The organism is Aliikangiella coralliicola, assembly GCF_007004725.1.
Taxonomy (GTDB): domain Bacteria; phylum Pseudomonadota; class Gammaproteobacteria; order Enterobacterales; family Kangiellaceae; genus Aliikangiella; species Aliikangiella coralliicola.
Genome location: NZ_ML660160.1, coordinates 685,995 through 707,036 on the forward strand (window position 1 = coordinate 685,995; position 21,042 = coordinate 707,036).

Sequence of the window (21,042 nt, forward strand, 5' to 3'; positions counted from 1 at the left end):
TTGGCAATTAAATGCTGTGAAAATTTTGTGGTATTTTTACACTTGATTTAGGACTTTTTTATCGAGCTTTTTTTGTTGCAAAAACTTGGCTTTCGAGTCCAGACAGTCACCAGGTGAGAAATAAAAAAACATTATGATTTAGAGATTTTTTCAATGTGATGTGCCACGGAAAAAAAGAGATAGCCATAGAAATAAGAAGAAGGAAATAAACACGCAATGACTCAATTAAAGTCGCTCCGAAAAGTTGAAATCAGAGCGACTCTAGCGATATTAACGAGGTCAAAAGGAATGAAAATTAATTCGAATCAGCTTTAACCTCAGTTCCCGAAATGCTGTTCCAGGCATGAACTGTGACATGATAACGCCCCGCTTGAATATTATTGATGGTGCAAGTTTCGCTACTGTTGGAGGAGGTTGACTTGCAATCATAATTGTTGGTATCGGCAACGGAACCAAATTTGACATAAAGATCTGCATCACCGCTGACTCCCTGTGTAGAAAATGACAATGAGCTGGTTCCAGCGGATACATCATAGAAGTATTCCAACAGCGCATTTCTTGGGCTAGCAGGGACACTTTTCCACTGGTGGTTAACCAGTTCATTATCGTTACCGCCTTCATTGTATGTCATCACAATCGTTGCGTTAGTAAATGCTGAGTAAGCAAACACTTTGACGTAATAAACGCCAGCCGTATCACCCGGACTACAACTTTCAATGCTGTTGGACGAGATTGAGCGGCAGTCGTAATCATTATTGTCAGGTCTGGCTCCTTTTTTGACATAAAGGTCAAGGTCGCCGTTACTTCCATTGGTGCTTACTTTGACATTTGATACGCCTTCTGGAACGGTAAATTGATAATAAGTCGAATCATTTTTTGCCAGGTTGGGTACATTTTGCGTAACGTCTTTGACTAACTCCGTATCGCCGGAATTACCGGTTGTGTAGGTCGCGGTAATTTTAAGATTAGTGAAACCTGCATAGGCATAAACTCGCGCATAATAAGTTCCAGCCTGGGCTGATAAGGAACAGCTTTCATTACTATTGGAGCTAGTTGATTTGCAATCATTTACTTCATTTGTGGGTTGTTCACCAAACCTGACGTAGAGATCGGCATCACCGTTATTCCCCGTTATTTCAAATACGACATCGGTAGCCTCGGCAGGCACTTCGAGTTTAAACATTTTGGCTTCCCGGGTTGCCAGGTTAGGCACTGCTGTTTCTTGGCCGTTAACCAACTCTATTACGTCGGGTGGTGTTGTTCCGTCGCCACCGCGTTGCTCGTCATTTAACCTGACAGAGTAAATTGCTCGTCCATAAGTGCCTGAGTGAAGAACGATGTCAGCGCCATCGACAACCAGTTTTAGATCAGCATGGAGCACCACTGGAAGACCTGTACCTAAAACTTGCCAGGTTGAACCCGTGTCGTATGAAACATAAACGGCGTAATCATTGGCTGCGTATAAGGTTGAAGAGTAAGTTGGGTCAACCAGAATATCTGAAACCGGGGAGTTCGGCAGATTGCCTGAAATATTAGTCCAGCTTTGGCCATAATTGTCAGTTCGGTAGAGATTAGCTGCTGATTCACCGTTTCTAAAACCAGAAAAACTGACGTAAGCGATGGCATCATTTTGTGGGTCAGCGGTCACGCGAGTTACCCAGCGTTCAGGTAATCCAGTATCAATTTGTGTCCAGTTGCTGCCTCGGTTTGTACTGACCCAGACATTGCCGTCATCGGTCCCCAGGTAGATGATATTCCCGTTACCACTAATCGGTACGTGAATGGAACTGATGGTGCCGTAACTGCCATTAAAACTGCCACTATGTGGGCCATTTGAAAAATCAATTGGCGATACTTTCTCGGGGGAGCTGATGCTATTTCCGGTGCGATAGGTTCGATAGAGATATTGTGATCCGTAATAAACATACCGGTTGTTACTTTCGTCAAACATCATTTGTGTATGCCAGGGTTTTCTACCACTGATATTCACGCTTCCGCCGCAAGTTGTATAAATATTGCCGTACTGCGATTCTGAATAGATACAGTTACTATCTTGATTGTCCACCAGCACTGTGAAGCCATCGCCACCGTTTAAATTATTCCATGACGAACCGTTAGTAGTGTAACCTGAGCCATTGTCTTGAAGCCCACCGAGCAACTTACTGTGGTTAGTTGGGTCTACTTCGATGGCGTAAAATTGTGAGATGGGTAGGGGCAAGTGAGTGTAAGTGCTTCCACTATTAGTCGAACGATAAATGCCACCGTCATTGCCCTCATAAATCGTGTTTCCGTTGGGTGAGATCCACATCGCCTGATGGTCCACGTGGAATCCTTTGTTGTACGAGCCAAAACTGTTACCACCATTGGTAGAGCGATGGAGCTGGATGGAATTCGCGAAAACATGATCTTTATTGGTGGGGCTGACAGTTAACACGCCAAACCACCAGCAATAAGTCGAGCAGTTGTACGAACCGCTTGTTGTCGTCCAACTTTGGCCATAATTGTCAGAGCGATGGAAGCTTCTGAAAGTACCGTCATCGTTGGAATATGACGCGTATAACCTCGATGGATCTGAAGGTGCCACTCCAATCGCAATTCGGCCATACTGATTATTGGTGGAGGGGAGTCCATTGTTGAGTTGCGACCAGTTATCACCACCATCTGTGGATTTCCAGATTCCGCTACCCAGCCCGCCATAGTCTCTGGTATTCGGTGCGCGATAATGTTCCCATAGAACAGCGTATAAGCGCTCAGGGTTAGAAGGGTCCATCTTTACGTCAATTGCGCCGGTGAAGCCGTTTCGACCAGCAAGCACTTTCGTCCAGGTTTGGCCGCCATCCTGGCTTCTAAAGACACCACGGTTCTCACTGGAGGATACAAATAAACTGCCCACTGCAGCGACAAAGATTTCGCTGGTATTGTTTGGGTTGATAACGATACTGCCAATCCTGGTACTGTTTTCCAGGCCTAATTGTTGCCAGGTTTGTCCACCGTCTGAACTTTTCCATAAACCGTCACCCAGATGAGTGACTGATCCACCACCAGGATTGGCTTCGCCGGTGCCGACATAAATGATATCTGAGTTTGTTGGATCCAGGGCCAGTGCACCAATGGAAGGGCTACCAGCACCGTCAAAAACTTGCGAAAAATTACTACCGCCATTAGTACTTTTCCACACACCGCCCAATGCGGCGCCAACATAAACTTTATTCGGGTTTTGTGGGTCAGCGACTACCGCTGTGACTCGTCCCATAAAGTTGGTTGGACCACGAAGTTGCCACTGGGGAACATTCATTGGGTTTCGCAATAATGAACGTGATTGAATGGCAACTTGTTGGCGGTGCTGTTGCCGGGCTTGCTTGACGGCTTCTGGCGTGTAATTGCCGCCCGACATCCTCATCAAAGCTTGGTGCATACCCGGTTTTTCCGGGCCAACCAGTTTAATGGCTTTGCTTGAGGTATTTTCATTTTGTGGTTGGATAACGAAAAAAATGCCTAAGGTTACCAGTGCTGCAATGAGAATCTTAAAGATTTTTTTTCGTCGCGATAACGATAAAATTTCTGAGCTTGATTGGTTCATAGTGTTTCCATTTGTTGTATAGCATTTGAGTTTTTGTGGCTAGTTCAAAGCCTCAATACTCAATGCTATTTAGTTATTGGATGGGTATCACTTGCTCGGAAATACATTGGCCAAAATTTGAGCGGAGTCAGTATACAGAATAGTGTTTTCTGTATACATAATCATATTGAGATAAAAATTCAGTTTGTTTTATTCTTAGTATGTTCAAGTAATTCTGAACAAAAAAATTCATTTCACAGCCGTTTCACACTGGTTTTGTCACACTTGTTTAAAACCCCAGAGGAGAAATACTGTGAAAACAAAATATTCTTTAATTAATCGCGGAGTCACAAAAAGTGTTTCCGCGTTATTTTTTGCCATCATGGCTTTTTTATCGATGAACTTATATGCCGGTGGTCAAACCTCGCCAAAAGTTCTGGTTGTTGTTTCAGGATATGGCGTTGATGAAGGCGAAACTCAGCCTGGTTTTGAGTTTGATGAATTTGCGAAAGCCTACCTAGTATTTAAGGCTAACGGGATCGATGTCGATGTGGCTAGCCCCAATGGCGGTAAAGTAGTCGCCGATAAATATAACCCGGAAAAAGAATATAATAGCCGGGTTGTTGTTGATTCTGTTGCAATGAAAAAACTCTCAAATACTTTATCGACTCAATCAGTAAAAGCGTCGGATTACGATGGTGTATTTATTGTCGGAGGAAAGGGGGCGATGTTTGATTTACCGAAAGATAGCGCATTACAAAAAATCATTGCGACGGTTTATGAAAACAACGGCAGCATCTCTGCAGTTTGTCATGGACCAGCTGCATTGACCGATGTTAAGCTTTCCGATGGTACTTACCTGGTTTCCGGAAAAAGCGTCAACGGTTTCACCAATGTTGAAGAAAAAGCATTCGGGAAAAAGTGGTTGCCTAAGTTTGAGTTTTTATTAGAAGATCGATTAAAAGAGCGCGGCGCGAAATTTGAAAGTTCAGCAATGATGTTAAAACATGTTGCAGAAGATGAGCGATTAATTACCGGACAAAATCCGTTTTCTACCGCGGCGACAGCAGAAGCTTTGGTGCGATCACTGGGAGTCAAACCGGTTAAGCGAGAGATGTTCAAAGATGATCGAACCATCGAGCTAGTTGCAGAAATACTTGATGGTAAAAAGCACGCTAAAGCTTCGTTTGCAAAGCAGGCAGAAAAGTATCAACCTGAATTGATAGCGATGTACGGTTATTATCGACTGCAATTCGCACAAAATAATCGCGAGTTATCTCAAGCGGTAGAGTTAATGGAAATGTCTGTGCCATATATGAAAAATCCACGTTTATCATTAGCGATTGCGCAAGGATATAAGAAGCTAGGCGAAAATGATAAGGCCAAGAGTAAGCTAGTGGCATTGTTAAAAGAGCACCCGGAAATGGATGCTGCTCAAAAAATGCTGGATGCCATGTAGAAAGCTGGTTTGAAAAATTACGCTGAGACATAACAATGTCAGTCATGGTTAAGAGCTTTCAACAGGACATTTAAAAGCAGAGTATAGAAGCGTTTTAAAACGAGAACAGATGAAAAGTTTAGCACTCAATATACTAGTGATAGAAGATCAGACAACTATCGCAAAAAACATCGCTGATTTTATGGAAGCGAAGGGTCATATACTTGATTTTGCGGACGATGGTAAGCGAGGGTTGAGTCTGGCTTTATCGAACTTCTACGACGTGATTGTGCTTGATTTAATGTTACCTGGTATGGATGGTTGGGAAGTTTGTCGGGAAATCCGGCAGGCTTCTTCGCGTCATGTTCCAATTTTAATGTTAACGGCTCGTGATAGTTTAACTGACAAAGTGAAAGGTTTTGAATTAGGCGCTGATGATTACCTGACGAAACCTTTCGCCTTAGAAGAGTTACTAGTACGTTGTCTGGCGTTGTCCAGGCGTAATCAATTGCAAACCGAGCACGTCATTCAGATCGGTAGTTTGCAAATTGATCGCAAGAGTCAAAAAGTTAAACGTGGCGACAATTTAATTAATCTCAATCAAATACCTTATTCGATATTATTAACTTTGGCCGAGGCTTATCCTCGAGTGGTAAGCCGCAGTGAATTATGCCAACGGATCTGGGGAGACGATTTAACTGAGTCAGATTCGTTGCGGTCACATATCTATCAACTACGACAGAACCTGGATAAACCTTTCGAAAAACCAATGATTAAGACTGTGCATGGCGTCGGTTTTTCACTGGAGCCTGATGAATGAAAAAAAGTTCTGTGAGCATTCGCAAACGTATCGTTTTTGGATTTAGTTTTTCTGCGATATTTATTTCGCTGGTATTTAGTCTTCATAATTTCTTATTTATTTATTCAATTGAAGATGCCTTTTTTGAACGCTTGATTAATGAAGAAGTTCAAAGCATTCACCATCACTATCAGAAAACTCAGGAGTTACCGGAACCGAGTAAAGCGTTTATGTCGATTTACCCTGATTTAGAATCTGCTCCAGAAGAAATAAAAAAAATTCTAAAAGAGGAACCAGAACGAAAAGAAATTTCTGGCGATAACAACCGGCATTATCATGTTTATTTATCGAAAAAACAGCCGCGCTTCTTGTTAATCGCGGAGGTGAGTAGTTATTTATTTGTTAGACCCATTCGCGGGAAAATTCTTATGTTTTTCGCGATTTCATCATTAGTTATGCTGCTACTGGTATGGGGGGTTGGATACTGGATCGCCGGAAAAACAATCAATCCATTGTCTAAGTTAGCATCGCTAATTAAAGAAACTGAACCCGATAAATTACCTAAAGCATTTGCCAAAGAATTTCCATCAAACGAAATTGGAATATTAGCAAGTTCTTTGGAAGTTGCAATGAATCGTATTCGTACGTTTATTGAAAGAGAGCAACAATTTACGCGAGACGCAAGCCACGAATTGCGAACGCCTATTGCGAGTATAAAGGGGGCGGTAGAATTGTTCGCTGTAAGAGAGCTAAAGCCGACAGAGAGAGAGTTACTGGAACGAATTAGTTCAGCAATTTTTCAGATGGAACAATCGGTTGAGACTTTACTGATGCTTGCCAGAGAAGAGTCGAGTAATCAGCACTATGTGCCGATAAGACTACTACCAATTGTTGAGCAAGTTGTTATTCAAAATGCCTATCTGATAGAAGAAAAATCGGTTGAAGTTGATGTTAATATTTCTGTGCAACAAGTGGTGTCGACAACTGAAGGAACACTGCAAATTTTGTTAGCCAACTTGATCAGTAATGCTTTTCGTTATACCCAAAGTGGAACAGTAACAATTTCGATGTCGGATAATTTGCTATTAATTTCCGATAGCGGTGAAGGGATAGAGGATTCAATCAAGCACCAGGTAACAGAGTCGATGGTTAAGGGAGCAAACAGTATCGGTTTTGGCATTGGTTTATCGATTGTTAAACGCATTTGCGAAAAGCATGGGTTGGAACTTAAAATCGACAGTGATGAAAAAGGGACTGTGGTGAGTATCGATTTCAGCACTAGTCATTAAAAGCTTTTGGAATTGAATTTTTGTTCGAATTTTGGCCATCCAATTTCCTTAAAAAAGATAATCATTCTTTAGATTTTCGGCCTACAAAGTTTTTTATCAATCGACTTTTCTGTATTTATATTTGAGTTAAATTATTTTGAAATTTACAATAATTATTCCCTGTGTGAGTCGGTGGTTAATATTTAAACAAATACGCTAAATGTAACCAAACTTTTCTGTTCAGTTTGAGTTAATCGTGATCTGACTATTCTGGCCTCGAACATTTAAACAAACTGTCTGAGGAGTTAGACACATGAAAAAATCACTTTTAACAGCAGCTATTTTGTCGACACTGTCTTTTGGGGCGATGGCCGAAACACCTTCGTTTAACTTTTTTGAAATCGGAAAAACACAACTGGATGTTGACGGTACTAGTGCTGAGCCAGATGGCTACGAATTCAAGTGGAACTACGAGTTTAACGATAATGTTTATCTAAATCTTGATTATTCAAAAGTTGACGAGTCTAACGCTGAATTGAAGATGACCAATGCCGGTGTAGGTTACAAGTCTGAAATCAGTAATAGCAGTGTTGTCTTTGTGCAACTTGACTGGGCGAAACTCGAAAATAACGCTGGTTTTGATGAAGATGGTTATCGGTTAGGGCTTGGTGTGCGAACTAACTTAACTAAAAATTTCGAAGTAAAAGCTGTTTATGAAAGACTGGATGTTGATTCTGATGAATCAGATCTTTACACCCTGGGTGGCGCTTACAACTTTACTGATACTTTGGCGGTTTATGCCGATTACACAAAAGAATCAGACTTTGATCAGACATCCATTGGTGTTAGATGGAGTTTCTAGTTAATCAGTAACAAAACTCGGGCAATCGCCCGAGTTTTGTTTTTTTCTTCACCTATTTTCAAGTTTTATTTCACTCAAAACTATTGCCTGTCATTTAACCATAAGCTAGTCTTGTCAGTTGTTTTGACTAACAGGACCATTTAATGAATAAGAAAAACATCTTTGGATTGATTCTCTTTATCCCTTTTTCGCTGCAGGTTTATGCTGAAAACTATCTCATTCACGCGGGTAAACTTCTCGATGTTAAAAAACTGAAAGTTAATCAAAACTACTCGATTCGAATTAAAGACAATAAAATCACTGCTGTGGAAAAAGGTTTTATAAAGCCAAAATCTGATGAAAAACTAATCGACCTGAAAAATAAAACCGTGATGCCTGGGTTAATGGATATGCATGTCCATCTGTCTGGTGAAATCAATAAGACCTCTTACTCTGAGCGATTTTTTCTTAATAATGCCGATGCAGCGTTTCGCAGCACTGTATTTGCCCGCAAAACGCTGGAAGCCGGTTTCACAACTGTGCGGGATTTAGGGGAGCTTTTTAAAGGTGTGCCCATTTCTCTCAGAAAAGCCATCGATAAAGGTTATGTTATCGGGCCTAGAATTTATGCTGCTGGTAAAAGTATTGCGACAACTGGGGGACATGCGGATCCGACCAATGGTGTAAGGCATGAACTGATGGGCGATCCAGGACCGGAACAAGGTGTCGTTAATGGGCCTGACGAAGCAATGAAAGCTGTACGCCAAAGATACAAAGAAGGTGCTGATGTTATTAAGCTGACGGTAACCGGCGGCGTTTTAAGCTTGGCAAAAAGTGGTTCTAATCCGCAATTTACGCAAGAAGAGTTAGAAGCTGTGGTGAAAGCGGCGAAAGACTATGACTTTGTTGTCGCGGTTCATGCTCATGGAGCGGAAGGTATGAAAAGAGCGGTAAGAGCGGGAGTCGACTCTGTGGAGCATGGTACTTATATGGATAAGGAAACCATTCGTCTGATGAAAAAACACGGTACTTATTATGTACCAACGATTACCGCGGGAAAATGGGTGGGTGAGAAGGCTGCGGAAGAAGGTTACTATCCTAAAGTGGTTCAGCCTAAAGCGGCAGCTATCGGTCCGAAGATTCAATCGACATTTAAGAAAGCCTATAAGAAAGGGGTAAAAATAGCCTTTGGAACAGATGCAGGTGTATTCCCACACGGTCTAAATGGTAGAGAGTTTCGTTATATGGTTGAAGCTGGAATGTCTGCTTTCGAGACGATTCAATCTGCAACTTTAAATACTGCCAAGTTGCTTAGAATTGAGGATAAACTCGGAACTATTGAAAATGGAAAGCTGGCAGATATTGTGGCTGTTGACGGTGATCCGTTAAAAAATATTTCGTTGATGGAAAATGTTTCTTTTGTGATGAAAGACGGAAAGGTCTACGTTAACAAATAAGTTATCTGAAGTTAGGGAAACTGAGAAACAGGGGGAGAGCGCTCGAAAACATCTTTACCTCTCCCTGGCCCTCTCCTTTGAAGGAGAGGGGAAAAGATAATCGGCTAAATCAAAGTTGATAGCTAATTGCCTTTCTTAATAATTTTTCTTTAGAGTCACAATTCTTAACATCGCTATATTCGAATACGTAAACCTGATCTTTGTTATCGGCATAATTGCTAAATACCAAGGTAACATGTTCATTGTTTTTTAATGAACGTAAGGTCGCGCCGTAATCACAAAGTGTACTGATGATTGTATCAGAGCGCTGCTTGGAACTTGCCGTATATTTTTCATCGCGCTTCTTGCGATATTCGTTCATCGAATGATTGTATTCGGACATGCGTTGTTTCAAGGTATCAACTTTCTCTGCTAATTCGTCTTTGAGTTTTTCTACTCGGTTACCAGAATCCCTTTCGCGATCTTTTTTACGCTCCAGGCTACGAATTTCTCTTTGAATTTCGCGAATATGTTCGCGTTGTTCTTGCTGTTTTTCACGCAATACTTCGAGTGCTTCTCTTCTTTCCTGATATCCGTCATAAACGTCTTCGAAATCGATATTAAATTCAGGAAAGTCTGGTGCAACGGGGGCAACAGGCACTTCAGCGATGGCCGCGCCAACTTCAGAGGCGATACCTTCAACAAAGTGGCCAATGCCCTGACCAAACGCAGCCCAATCGTCGGCGCTGGAAAAGCTGTTTCTACCAAAACTGAAAGTGAATACCATTCCCTGATTCGCGAGGTAGGTCGCTTCAGCTCGTTGCAAGCGCGAACTGAGGTAGCGACGTTTTGTCGGCGTTTGTTCGCTCAACGAAGTTTCAAAAATTTTACTCATAATTTTGATTTCTTTTTGAGCTCGCTCAAAATTATATTCTTTGGCGAAAATGCTAGTGCCCATTACCGTCGCTAGACTAGCAATCGCTAAGAGCGCTTTTTTTACTGAACTGGTTTTAACCATAGAGTTTCTAGTCAATTGAGTTCTCATTGGTCGTCTCCCTTATTAAAGTTTGCAGACTGGATTAACTGGTTAATATATTGATTATTTTCTATCTGGTTGTCGGTTAAAGAAGCTAACCGCTTTTCAACTTTTCTCTGGTCTTCGAAGCGTTGTGACTGTATGCCGGTGACAAGAAAGTTCAAATCATCGCGCCTTTCTTCTCGTGTTTTTTCTAACAAGTTGGCGACTAATAGTTGGTTAGCTGTAGCCTGTTTATCACTTTGCGCGACGAAGCGCGCTTCGATTAATAAGGCTTGTTGCTTTTTATATTCATTTAGTTTTTCTTCAATCAGGGTGTTAACCTGTTGATTGGATTGGTTGCCAAAGGCGATATTAAATCCACTATCGTTAACCGAAAATTGAACTTGAAAAATAACCATCAAAATTGCCAGCGTTGAAGTCGCCATTGCCGCCCAATTTAACCAACCGGGCTGACGTTGCCTGGGTCTTACTGCGTATTCCGTGCGGTGCCATTCAGGAACCGGTTCTTGTTTCCACTGGTGAGCAGCCTGGTGCAGCGCTATTGCTTGCTGGTAGCAGGATTGACAGGTTTCACAGTTATCCAATGCCTGTTCAACTTGCTTTCTGACTGCAGGCGATAACTTTTCGTCGATGTAGTCTAACAGATGGTCAGATACTAATTGATGATCACACAACATTTTGAATCTCCAATTGACCTTTCAATTTTTGTAAGGCGCTATAAAGTCGGGTTTTGATGGTACTAATAGCAACACCGGTCTGATGGCTGATTTCTTCAAAAGTAAAGTGTTGAAAAAATTTCAACTCAACCACTAGTCGCTGTTCTTCCGGTAGAGTTGCCAGCATTGCCATTATTCTTCGATTGTCAGCGAATGCTTCATACTCGTTTTCCGGAGAGTGATGGGAATGAAAACTATCTTCTTCAACGTCGTCAGCGCGATGAAGTGGGTTTCTGCCTCTGGCTCGTAAAAAGTCAGTTGTTTTGTTGGCAGCGATTCGCATCATCCAGCCTTTAAATTTACCGTCGCCTCGATAGGCTGGTAAATTGCGATACACGGCCAGAAAGACTTCCTGCATCAAGTCCATTGCGTCAGAGCTGTTAAATGTCATTCTTAAACAGTAGTTGTACACTAGCCCTTCATATCTTTTTACCAGCGTTATCCAGCTGGATTGAGAGCCGCTGAGGGCTTTCTCTATTAGTTTTTCGTCTTTGCGTAAATTAAACATTAATATGCCGCGGTTGTTGTTGATAACAAATGGTCGTTGATGACCGGTTCATTTCAATGACCCATTGTATCGAAGGTGTTTCTGTTTCGAAGGTATTTCCTATGTCGATGCAATTTTCGAAATAGTTTGAATTTGTCTGAAAAATTGACAAAAAGTCAGTTGTTTTAACCCAAAAGGCGAATAAGGACCAGTTCTTCTAATGTAAAAAGCGGCCACGACCAATCAAGTTGATTATAACGCATTAATGCTTAACTCACTGAATATAAAGGAAATACATCTTTGCTCACAAGATTCGGTTGTTTTTTGTGCTAAGTGATATCATAATGATATCACTTAGATGCATGGGAGATGATTTATGATAACTGAGAAAGAGATAAAAGCGCCGAACGGAATTTTGATGATTTTTGTGTTGTTAATCGCACAAGTGGTATCTGTCCTGCTATTTATAGCGTTAATCAAATCGAGCCCTGTTTTGGCTGTCTTGGCATTTTTATTGAGTTTGACGGTATTGGTTTGCTGGTTTGGACTTTTTATGGTGAATCCAAAGGAAGGGCGCGTGCTTCAATTATTCGGAAAGTATGTCGGCACAGTCCATGAGCCAGGATTACGGTGGGCTAATCCTTTTTATTCAAAATCTGCGGTGTCATTGAGAGTGCGTAATTTCGAGAGCAGTAAACTCAAGGTCAATGATAAAAATGGCAATCCAATTGAAATAGCGGCGGTTATTGTGTGGGAAGTTATTGATACTGCTGAAGCGGTATTTCAGGTGGATGATTATGAAGATTTTGTATCCATTCAGAGTGAATCTGCCTTACGAAATTTAGCGACCAGCTACGCGTACGATGATCACGAAGAAGGTGATATTGCATTGAGGAGTAATCCTGTTGAAATATCCGAAGCGCTTAAAACCGAGGTGCAAGATCGTCTTGAAAAGGCTGGAGTCAGAGTGATTGAGTCTCGGATCAGCCACTTGGCCTATGCACCTGAAATTGCAAACGCCATGCTGCGAAGACAACAGGCTATGGCGATTATAGCTGCTCGCAAAAAGGTTGTTGAAGGGGCTGTGGGTATGGTTGAAATGGCATTATTGCACTTATCGGAAAGGGATATCGTTGAGTTGGACAGCGAGAGGAAAGCAGCGATGGTCAGTAATCTGTTGGTTGTTTTATGTAGTGATGAAGCAGCCCAGCCTGTGGTTAATACCGGTAGTTTGTACTGATAGTTTGTATTGATAGACATGCGATTAAAATTGTCATGCAATGGCCGCTTCTTTTGCGGCCTGATAAAAACAGGTCAAGTACCGCTGTTTTCTGGATGGGTAGAGAAATGCTGAGTGGAGACAATCGTGGCTAAAAAGGCTTATCCGTTACGAATCAACGAAGACATACTCAGGGCAATGCAGGTTTGGGCTGATGACGAATTAAGAAGTATTAATGCGCAAATAGAGTATGTATTGCGTGATGCCTTAAGAAAAGCCGGCCGAGTAAAAAATAATAAGACTGAACCAATTGATGAACCTGAAGAAAACTAACGGCAGTTTAGTGCCTAAGTTTTTCGATTTGGTAATGTGAATTGCTCGCAGGGTGACTCCGATCTTTGGTGAGTTCCGTCTGGTTCTCAACGATTTTCTGTATTTTGTCGCTATAAATTTGCTTCAATGCCTGATATCTTTAGGGATTGAAGCTCACCTAAGCTGTTTGTTGGGCTCTACAATAACAATAAAATTTTAAGTCTAAGGGTTTATATGCAACAACCAGTTACTTACCTGATTACAAACAGTGCCGTTGTTTTTGGTATTTTAGCAGTCATTTTAGGACTCATTTTTTACACTCATAAAAGTGATAATGTTTATTGTCGGCGATTTTATAAATTCGTTCCGGCGTTACTTTTATGTTATTTCATTCCGTCACTATTACACACGTTTCACATCGTCCCATATGATTATTCCTGCACAGATATTTTAAGTGGCGCGGTCGATGCTGGTAAAGGGGTTTTGGAACAATGCCAATTGGCAAAGAGTCCCGAGGACGCCAAAATAGCGGCAAGTGGCTCGCAACTCTATTATGTTGCATCACGGTTTTTATTACCCACGAGTTTGGTGCTTTTGACATTAAGTATCGATTTCAAAAAGATTAAAGCGCTTGGTCCTAAAGCCATTATTCTGTTTTTGACCGGGACCCTTGGAATCGTTATCGGTGGGCCGATTGCGCTGCTAATAATGTCGCTGATTAATCCTGATATTGTTGCTGGTGATGTTTGGCGAGGAATGACCACTGTGGCGGGTAGCTGGATTGGCGGCGGTGCAAATCAGGCGGCGATGAAAGAAGTTTATGATGTTTCCGGTGAATTGTTTTCCAGCATGATTGCTGTTGACGTCATAATCGCCAATATCTGGATGGCGGTTTTATTATTAATGGCAGGACGCGCAAAACAAATTGACACTGCCTCAGGCGCAGATACCTCGGCGATTGAAGACCTTAAGGCTACTGTGGAGCGATTCCAGAAAAAGCATGCCAGAATTCCAGACTTAACTGACTTAATGCTCATTTTGGCAATTGGTTTTGGTGCAACTGCCGTTGGTCATTTAGTCGCAGATAATGTTGCGCCTTTTATTGCTGAAAACTGGCCCGCAGCGAGCAAGTATTCGTTGACCAGTAAATTTTTCTGGCTGGTCGTCACTGCGACGAGTATTGGACTCGTGCTTTCAACGACTAAGTTAAAGCAATTTGAAGCGGCAGGTGCTTCTCGAGTTGGTTCTGTGTTTATCTATGTGCTAGTGGCATCGATAGGATTACACATGGATATTTCAGCAATTGTTGAGCGTCCCTGGTTGTTTCTTGTTGGCGGGATCTGGATGCTTGTTCATGCTTCACTGATGTTAATTGTTGCGAAAGCAATTAAAGCTCCCTTGTTTTACATGGCTGTTGGCAGTCAGGCAAATGTTGGTGGTGCGGCGTCTGCACCAGTTGTTGCGTCAGCGTTTCATCCCTCACTGGCGCCGGTTGGTGTATTGTTAGCGGTGTTAGGTTATGCTCTTGGCACATACGCAGCGTGGTTCTGTGGTCAGATTCTGATGGTTGCTGCCGGAGCCTGAGATTAATCCAGCTAAAGTGAGTAAAAACAGCGCGTGAGGCGCTGTTTTTGTTCTTATAGAGATTATCTGTGCTATATAAAGTAAAGAGATAACCAATAACATAAACTCATTTGCTACAAATTTGACAAAAAAATCGTTTTGATATTCACCATAAGTCGTTATTATACTAAGAAAAATTGGTACAATAGTGTCAGATAAATTCTGAACTAGAAAAACAATAGGAATTGCTCCACCTATGCTAAAAATCCAATTCAAGGATCGAAGAAAGCCTGCAATATGGTTGGTAGATTCTACCTTCACTATCGGCTCTGATCCTGGCTGCGATATTGTTGTGGATGAAGATCAAGTTGACCCGCAACATGTTGAACTGGTTATCCAGCAAGATGAGATTCTACTAAAAAATGTTAGCGCTAAACGTAGCGTTTTTATTAATGAGGTTCCGGTTGTCAATGAGCATCAGCTAGTTGCCTGGGATATCATCAGGCTAGGAACTAGCGAATTAGAAATCATTGATCCGCTAAGCGAACGCACGCCTGTTCCTGAGAAAGTGCCAGAGCAGGCCACGGTTATTCGCCCGTCTGTCAGTCCCTGGATGTTGAAGGCAATTTCCCCACCATTAGATGGCCAGTATTTTTCCTTAGCCAATGGCTTTGATATTGGCCGTGAAAAGAGCTGCGATGTTTTGGTTCCTTTAAGTTATGTGTCACGAAAGCACGCTAAATTTGCACTTAGAAAAGATAAGCTTTATATCGAAGATCTTAACTCGTCTAACGGTACGTACGTGAATGGCGAGAGGATCAAGTCTTGTGAATTGAGAAATGGCGATGAATTAAGACTAGATGAATTTATTTTTAGCGTGATTGGACCGGTCACTAAAGTTGAGAGTAAGCCTCGCACTATTGTCAGAGAAAAGGTAGCAAAACCCAAAAAAGAAAACCGGGTAACTGCAAATCATGGACTGATTAAAAAATCTGAAGCCAGTCATAAGGTGTTTCTGCATGGAATGTCGCCTGATGTTCAGGGGAAAATCTATGAAATTACCAAAACGCAAAACCACATATCCAGAATGCTAGGACATCATTTATCAACGAGTGAGCGAAGCGTTTCAGCCAGACATGTTTATTTGCAAGAAACCGATTTGGGTTGGCAAATTAAAAATGATGGCGCCGCGGACGGCTTAATGGTTAATGGAAAAATGCAAGCAAGAAGTGTCTTACAAGATGGCGACGAATTAGTTGTTGGTGGCACTTTACTCAAGTTTCAATGTGTAGGCGATAAGCCATTAAATTATGCCAAACCTTCTGGCGGTTCTTCGGGCACAGGGAAGGCTATCGCTGCTGTTGTTGTCGTGGTTGTGGTTGCTTTAGGCGCTTTTTATTTGGGGCTGTTTGGCTAATATTTAACCTGTCTGTGCAAACAGCCGATCAATTTTTCACCTGATTAGCGTGAAGTCGTGTTCAGGTTTTCTTATTTGGTTGTATGCGCAGCTTGTTCAATTGAATAGTTGTTCAGTTTACTGACCGCCTATGGAAAATCACTTCACAAAGTCTTTGATCAGTAATCCTATGATACACAAAATGGCGATTGCCAACGCAATGGAAAGCCAGACTGTGTGATCTTTTTTGTGTCTGGTTTGAGACAATCTCCTTACTCGTGGCTCCACAGTGTCTTGTTTGGTTGACTTTCCCATATTGGAACGAAACTGCTTGTTCGAACTATTGCTGGCGATTCGTTGCAATTCCACCAGAATTTGCTGAGCTGAACTCGGTCGATGCAATGGATCAATTGCGATCATATTATCGATTAATTTTTCCAGCCGGATTGAGACTTTCTTGGTCGGTGAGGGAAGGGGAGTGGCAGGCGGTACGCCATAAAGCATATGATGAAAAATGGCACCCATACAGTAGATATCGTATTTTTCACTAAAAGCCTGGTTACCGGGTGGTTGGTATGCGCGGATTGCTTGCGGGTCATCGTTGCTGCTTGCCGCCTGACCAAAGTCACTGAGTTTCAGATTTTGTTTCGCGTCAAAGAGAATGTTATTCGGTGAAAGGTTTCGGTGCAAAATATTATTCTGATGCGCAAAGTAGAGCGCTGAACAGATTTGACACGCTTGCACCAGAAAGCTCTGTTCATTCATGTCCTGAATAAGCTGGTTACTTAAACTTCCGCCTGACAGATATTCACTAATAATGGTGACATTACTCTGGCTTTTTACCGCAGCGAAGACGTTAAGAATGTTGGGGTGTTTCAAACTTGATAGATATTTTGCCTCTTTTAGTCCACTGGTGTCGCCGATGGTTCGTTTAATAACGAACAACTGCCGATTACTTTTTTTCTGAAACAGGTATACGCGTTTTCCGTGCGTCTTACTTAAAACATCGAGTAAGTTAAAGTTGCTGGTAAGATCCTTATTTTCCTGCTCTAGTTCTTTGATGTTGGTTTTTCCAAGGTGACTACCCTGAGATATGCCGAGCAACTTGTCTCGTACTTCAGATAAGGACTGGTATCTTTTGGCCGCCGAATCATGACAACACTTTTCTATCATGTTGACAAGCTCGTCCGGCAATTGATTCTCTAGTCTGTCGCGGGATTTTTTATCCGTCGTAGTGCAGGGCTTGCCAAACAGATCATAAAAAAGAATTCCAACAGAATAGATATCGCTCGCAAAGGTAGCTTTACTGTAGTCGGCTTCCTGCTCTGGGGCGACGTAACCTTCGGTGCCCATAACACTGGTTTGACTTTCGTTAGCGGCATCTCTATCGCGGTTGCTTTTTCGGGGATTGACCGGTTCTTCAGCAATGGCGATGCCAAAGTCTAGTATCCTGACGTTTCCATGTTGGTCAATAATGATATTTGAGGGCTTTATATCTCTGTGAATAACGCCATTTTTGTGAGCGTAAGCCAGGCCTCTACAAAGCTGAATAGCGATGTCGAGCTTTTTACCAAGAGGGAGTTCTCCACCTGAGAGCATGTAAGACAGATCGATTCCTTTGATCTTTTCCATGACAAAAAATGGCTGAGAATCATCAGTAATGCCCTTATCAATGACCTGGACAATATTCGGATGATTGAGCTGGGCGATAATCAGAGATTCTCGCTCAAACAGTTTTTTGGCTTCGGGGTGGGTTAACAGCTTCTTGCTTAGAAACTTGATTGCGACGGGGCGATTAAGGGAAACCTGGATGGCATCATAAATTTTTGCCATTCCGCCCGACGCCAACTCCTGGTTAATTTTATAGCCTGCTAAGATGGGAAATCCCATAGACGTTCAATTTATTATTTTGTCTTCGAGTATTCTTATTTTAGACCCATTTATTTGAGTTTGCCCTGAATTGCCATAATGTCATCTTCTTTCGAACTCGTTGAAATCATTAGCGAACAATGGCTCGATCGCGACCCGAATTTTTGGCCTGGTAAAGTGCTAAATCGGCCCTGTGTATAATTGATTCAATGTCGTCGTTTATTTGTAAGGCGGTAACGCCAAGGCTGATAGTGACTGATTGAGCCATGGGGTTGACTATCGTTTCCGCTAGTGATTTTTTAATGCGGTTACAAACTTGTAGCGATTTTTCCGGATCAGTATGTGGAAAAATAAATAACCATTCTTCGCCGCCAATACGGCCAAAATTATCGTCAGATCGAAGATGTTGCTGGCATGTTTCTGCGAAATGTTTAAGGACTTTATCTCCGACGTGATGACCATAGCTATCATTAACTTTTTTAAAGTGATCCAAGTCAATTACACTGATTGTTAATGGGAATTGATAACGCTTTGCACGTTCGATTTCGTTGGTCAGTGTTTCGAAGATATGTCTTCGATTGGACGCGCCGGTCAATTCATCGGTGAGCGCAAGTTTCGTCATTTGTTTTTTTATACGAGTTTCCCGCCGGTAGGCATGTATTGAAAATAGTAATAATAATATGAGTAAAACGCCGACTAATAAGTGAAGCCTTTGTTTCGACTGTTGCTTTTCCAGCTCGAGTTGCTGGGCTCGGTTTTGCTCTTGTAACAGCGCGTTTTCTGTTTGCTGGTGTTCGAAATTAAAACGGTATGCCATCTCTTTTAAGTTTCGATCATTTTGATTTTTAAATGCCTTATATTGAAGTTGAATTGATTTCTGTTGTAAGCGGTAAGCTTGCTCATAATTTTGTGTGGCCGCAAAGTAGCGAGATTCGATAGCCGCTAATCGCGAATTGATAAGAGGATTATCCTTAGTTTTTAAAATCTCTTTTGTTTTCGCAATGAGAGTGCTTACTCTATCGAGCTCATGAGTTTGTAATCCTAGTTGTGCCTGGAATGTAAACAACTCAACTAACCAGTTATTGTCAGCATGCCGGAGGGCAATTTCTTGTGCAAGCTCCAGGTTGTCAAAAGTTTCTTTTATTTTATGTTGTTGGCTAGCGATTTGCGCGAGTTGAAAGTAGGCTGAAATCAAACCATATTCGTTGTTGTACTTTTGCCCAATTTTAATTGTATTTAAAGTATGCTCTTGGGCTAACGCTAATTTATTACTCGCTAAATAGTAACTACCCTTAGTGTATTCCAATATTCCTGAGTCATGTAACATTGGTCGTTGTTTAAATAAGGTTTCCGCTTCATCAAGATATTCTCCGGCAGGTACAAGGCTGTTGGTATAGGCCGATGCGCGGGAAAGATAAATTAGCGAGATAAATGTTTTTCTCAACAATTGGTTTTTTTTACTTATTTCATAAGCTTTATTATAACTATTGATAGCTTGAGTGATTGAACCTCTGTTTTGTGCGATACCGCCTTCGACCCATGCAAAATCAACCTGTAGATTTGGGTCGTTTAGTTCGCCACTACAAGTTTCCGCCAGGTTCTTTGCGTTGAACTCTTGATCAATGTCTGTTTTCGATGAAAGTATTTTATAATGAAAAATTTGAAGTAAGCAGCGTTTATAATCATCGCCCAATTGTTGAGCTAAAATTATTGATTCGTTTAATTCATCTTCTATGTCGAGCTTTCCAATTTCTGCTCGCGCCAATATCATCTGATAGAGGAGTTCTAACTTTTCGTGATTTGAAGATACTTGCTTTATTTTGAGGGCCAACTCTTTATAAACTGCTACAGGATTAGTCCCTAAAGAATTCTCTATTTCAGAGTTTTTATGAGGAGCCGCCATGGCGTAGGTGAAGTGGCAGACGAAACATAATGCAATAGTTAATCTAAGGCAACTAATCGAGTGTCGAACTTTTTTATTTGCAAAGGAAATTTTCGGCGACCATACAACGAGCACTTCCACCTCCAATGTGTTCAATTGTCGGAATATCGCAAACTATGAGTTCGCCATGTTTTTCTAGTTGTTTTCGTTGGCTATTGCTAAAGCCAGAATGAGCGGATGAAGACATTATTATGCATGATTGTTGTTGTTTGTTTTTGACCTGAATGATGTTACCGCAAAAATTTTCAGTCATTTGTTGTTCTGAAATACTGATAAGATCTGTGACAGTGTCTGTTAACTGTAGCATCGAAGTACGATTGCTGCTAGATTCCTTCAGCACCGATTCTGCAATGACAGCAAAGGATTCCCCACAGGACATCAACACGTTGGTGTGATAAACCGGCTTTCCGCTAGCTGTCGAGGTTTCAAATGTCGATAGCTGGTATTGATATTTATCTGCAAACTGAATAAGCGCTGATTGATGACAGCGTTCTGACAAAGCCGCGAATACTTGGCCGGTTGGATGGTGGAATATAAGGCTGCCGGTTCCCTCCAAAAAAGAGTCACTGGTAAATTCCTGGCGTAAATCGATAACATTTTTGATTGTGTAACCTTTGCTTTTAAGACTATTTTGAAGCGGTTCTATCTGAATTTCGGCGCGACGATTAGGTGTTTTCATCGGATAAATAAAAATATTTCCATCTTCCCGAGTTGAAAACCAATTATTGGGGAAAATAGCATCAGGTAATTTTTGTGTTGTTTGTTGCTTTTCTAAAATTAAAATCTCTATTCCGTGGGACTCTAATTGCTCGACCATTTGAGAAAATTCACCGAGCGCTTTCTGGGTGATTTCATTGGCTTGACTATCTACAGGTTTGTTTTGAAATTCGTTATCTTGCCCTGTTTGTTCGTTGTAGCCGAAATCAGTGGGTCTAACCATTACCAACGAACTTGTAAGATGGGATTGCGTAAAGGTTGTCATAAGGATAGGAAAGGTTGGTTAGCAATTAATAGGCAATACTAACTCAAATCTCAGGCAAAAAAAAAGCTTGCCGAAGCAAGCTTTACTAGTAATTTGCTGTGAAATATAGGACCAAAAAGGGGTAGGAGGCCACAGCATTCACTAATAAACTCTGTTGGGACAGAAACAAAAAACAA

At 41.6% G+C, this 21,042-nt stretch carries 16 protein-coding genes; 9 read left to right on the plus strand and 7 right to left on the minus strand.

Annotated features, from left to right (window positions below):
- Positions 1–295: 295 nt before the first annotated feature.
- Positions 296–3,580: a pre-peptidase C-terminal domain-containing protein gene (locus FLL46_RS02480; RefSeq protein WP_142891830.1), complete on the minus strand. Its 3,285-nt coding sequence runs from the start codon at positions 3,578–3,580 to the stop codon at positions 296–298.
- Positions 3,581–3,872: 292 nt separating this feature from the next.
- On the opposite strand from FLL46_RS02480, the gene FLL46_RS02485 reads away from it, so the two are divergent.
- The 5 genes from FLL46_RS02485 to FLL46_RS02505 all read left to right on the plus strand — a co-directional run bounded on the left by FLL46_RS02485 (position 3,873) and on the right by FLL46_RS02505 (position 9,362).
- Positions 3,873–5,018 (plus strand): type 1 glutamine amidotransferase domain-containing protein, encoded by a 1,146-nt coding sequence (locus FLL46_RS02485; protein WP_142891831.1) that lies wholly within the window; start codon positions 3,873–3,875, stop codon positions 5,016–5,018.
- A 109-nt stretch (positions 5,019–5,127) separates the two neighbouring features.
- Entirely contained in the window at positions 5,128–5,817 is a 690-nt protein-coding gene (locus FLL46_RS02490) for a response regulator transcription factor (RefSeq protein WP_142891832.1), read from the plus strand.
- The gene (locus FLL46_RS02495) at positions 5,814–7,085 is read left to right on the plus strand and encodes an ATP-binding protein (RefSeq protein ID WP_142891833.1); all 1,272 of its coding nucleotides are present in this window, start codon (positions 5,814–5,816) and stop codon (positions 7,083–7,085) included. The genes FLL46_RS02490 and FLL46_RS02495 overlap by 4 nt, the downstream gene beginning before the upstream one ends.
- A 292-nt stretch (positions 7,086–7,377) precedes the next feature.
- Complete coding sequence (locus FLL46_RS02500; protein WP_142891834.1) at positions 7,378–7,926, plus strand: porin; 549 nt, start codon at positions 7,378–7,380, stop codon at positions 7,924–7,926.
- A gap of 143 nt (positions 7,927–8,069) precedes the next feature.
- The gene (locus FLL46_RS02505; protein WP_142891835.1) at positions 8,070–9,362 is read left to right on the plus strand and encodes a metal-dependent hydrolase family protein; all 1,293 of its coding nucleotides are present in this window, start codon (positions 8,070–8,072) and stop codon (positions 9,360–9,362) included.
- Between the two features lie 109 nt (positions 9,363–9,471).
- Here FLL46_RS02505 and FLL46_RS02510 read toward each other — a convergent pair whose 3' ends face one another.
- Genes FLL46_RS02510 through FLL46_RS02520 form a run of 3 tightly spaced genes read right to left on the minus strand, consistent with a single transcriptional unit; the run spans position 9,472 to position 11,604 of the window.
- On the minus strand, positions 9,472–10,386 hold the full coding sequence (locus FLL46_RS02510) for a hypothetical protein (protein ID WP_142891836.1): 915 nt from the start codon (positions 10,384–10,386) through the stop codon (positions 9,472–9,474).
- Positions 10,383–11,057 (minus strand): anti-sigma factor family protein, encoded by a 675-nt coding sequence (locus tag FLL46_RS02515; RefSeq protein WP_142891837.1) that lies wholly within the window; start codon positions 11,055–11,057, stop codon positions 10,383–10,385. The genes FLL46_RS02510 and FLL46_RS02515 overlap by 4 nt, the downstream gene beginning before the upstream one ends.
- Complete coding sequence (locus tag FLL46_RS02520; protein ID WP_142891838.1) at positions 11,047–11,604, minus strand: RNA polymerase sigma factor; 558 nt, start codon at positions 11,602–11,604, stop codon at positions 11,047–11,049. Before FLL46_RS02520 ends, FLL46_RS02515 begins: the two co-directional genes overlap by 11 nt.
- 355 nt (positions 11,605–11,959) lie before the next feature.
- Here FLL46_RS02520 and FLL46_RS02525 point away from each other — a divergent pair, with 355 nt between their 5' ends.
- From FLL46_RS02525 to FLL46_RS02540, 4 genes are all read left to right on the plus strand, one after another.
- On the plus strand, positions 11,960–12,823 hold the full coding sequence (locus FLL46_RS02525; RefSeq protein ID WP_142891839.1) for an SPFH domain-containing protein: 864 nt from the start codon (positions 11,960–11,962) through the stop codon (positions 12,821–12,823).
- 126 nt (positions 12,824–12,949) lie between these two features.
- A complete protein-coding gene (locus tag FLL46_RS02530; RefSeq protein WP_246119252.1) occupies positions 12,950–13,135 on the plus strand; it encodes a type II toxin-antitoxin system antitoxin in 186 nt (61 codons plus the stop codon).
- Positions 13,136–13,348: 213 nt separating this feature from the next.
- Entirely contained in the window at positions 13,349–14,698 is a 1,350-nt protein-coding gene (locus FLL46_RS02535; protein WP_142891840.1) for a DUF819 family protein, read from the plus strand.
- 235 nt (positions 14,699–14,933) lie between these two features.
- Positions 14,934–16,094 carry an FHA domain-containing protein gene (locus FLL46_RS02540; RefSeq protein WP_142891841.1) on the plus strand — a complete coding sequence of 387 codons (1,161 nt, stop codon included), beginning with the start codon at positions 14,934–14,936 and terminating at the stop codon, positions 16,092–16,094.
- Positions 16,095–16,232: 138 nt separating this feature from the next.
- Here FLL46_RS02540 and FLL46_RS02545 read toward each other — a convergent pair whose 3' ends face one another.
- From FLL46_RS02545 to FLL46_RS02555, 3 genes are all read right to left on the minus strand, one after another.
- Positions 16,233–17,963 (minus strand): serine/threonine-protein kinase, encoded by a 1,731-nt coding sequence (locus FLL46_RS02545; protein WP_142891842.1) that lies wholly within the window; start codon positions 17,961–17,963, stop codon positions 16,233–16,235.
- Between the two features lie 109 nt (positions 17,964–18,072).
- Positions 18,073–19,959 carry a diguanylate cyclase gene (locus tag FLL46_RS02550; protein ID WP_142891843.1) on the minus strand — a complete coding sequence of 629 codons (1,887 nt, stop codon included), beginning with the start codon at positions 19,957–19,959 and terminating at the stop codon, positions 18,073–18,075.
- Complete coding sequence (locus tag FLL46_RS02555) at positions 19,919–20,824, minus strand: arginine deiminase-related protein (protein ID WP_168204012.1); 906 nt, start codon at positions 20,822–20,824, stop codon at positions 19,919–19,921. Before FLL46_RS02555 ends, FLL46_RS02550 begins: the two co-directional genes overlap by 41 nt.
- Between the last annotated feature and the right edge of the window lie 218 nt (positions 20,825–21,042).

Coding starts and splice junctions, on each gene's coding strand:
- FLL46_RS02525 (WP_142891839.1), top strand. CDS start 11,960: ATGATAACTGAGAAAGAGATAAAAGCGCCGAACGGAATTTTGATGATT.
- FLL46_RS02505 (WP_142891835.1), top strand. CDS start 8,070: ATGAATAAGAAAAACATCTTTGGATTGATTCTCTTTATCCCTTTTTCG.
- FLL46_RS02495 (WP_142891833.1), top strand. CDS start 5,814: ATGAAAAAAAGTTCTGTGAGCATTCGCAAACGTATCGTTTTTGGATTT.
- FLL46_RS02510 (WP_142891836.1), bottom strand. CDS start 10,386: ATGAGAACTCAATTGACTAGAAACTCTATGGTTAAAACCAGTTCAGTA.
- FLL46_RS02515 (WP_142891837.1), bottom strand. CDS start 11,057: ATGTTGTGTGATCATCAATTAGTATCTGACCATCTGTTAGACTACATC.
- FLL46_RS02555 (WP_168204012.1), bottom strand. CDS start 20,824: ATGGTTAGACCCACTGATTTCGGCTACAACGAACAAACAGGGCAAGAT.
- FLL46_RS02540 (WP_142891841.1), top strand. CDS start 14,934: ATGCTAAAAATCCAATTCAAGGATCGAAGAAAGCCTGCAATATGGTTG.
- FLL46_RS02520 (WP_142891838.1), bottom strand. CDS start 11,604: ATGTTTAATTTACGCAAAGACGAAAAACTAATAGAGAAAGCCCTCAGC.
- FLL46_RS02535 (WP_142891840.1), top strand. CDS start 13,349: ATGCAACAACCAGTTACTTACCTGATTACAAACAGTGCCGTTGTTTTT.
- FLL46_RS02480 (WP_142891830.1), bottom strand. CDS start 3,580: ATGAACCAATCAAGCTCAGAAATTTTATCGTTATCGCGACGAAAAAAA.
- FLL46_RS02500 (WP_142891834.1), top strand. CDS start 7,378: ATGAAAAAATCACTTTTAACAGCAGCTATTTTGTCGACACTGTCTTTT.
- FLL46_RS02490 (WP_142891832.1), top strand. CDS start 5,128: ATGAAAAGTTTAGCACTCAATATACTAGTGATAGAAGATCAGACAACT.
- FLL46_RS02545 (WP_142891842.1), bottom strand. CDS start 17,963: ATGGGATTTCCCATCTTAGCAGGCTATAAAATTAACCAGGAGTTGGCG.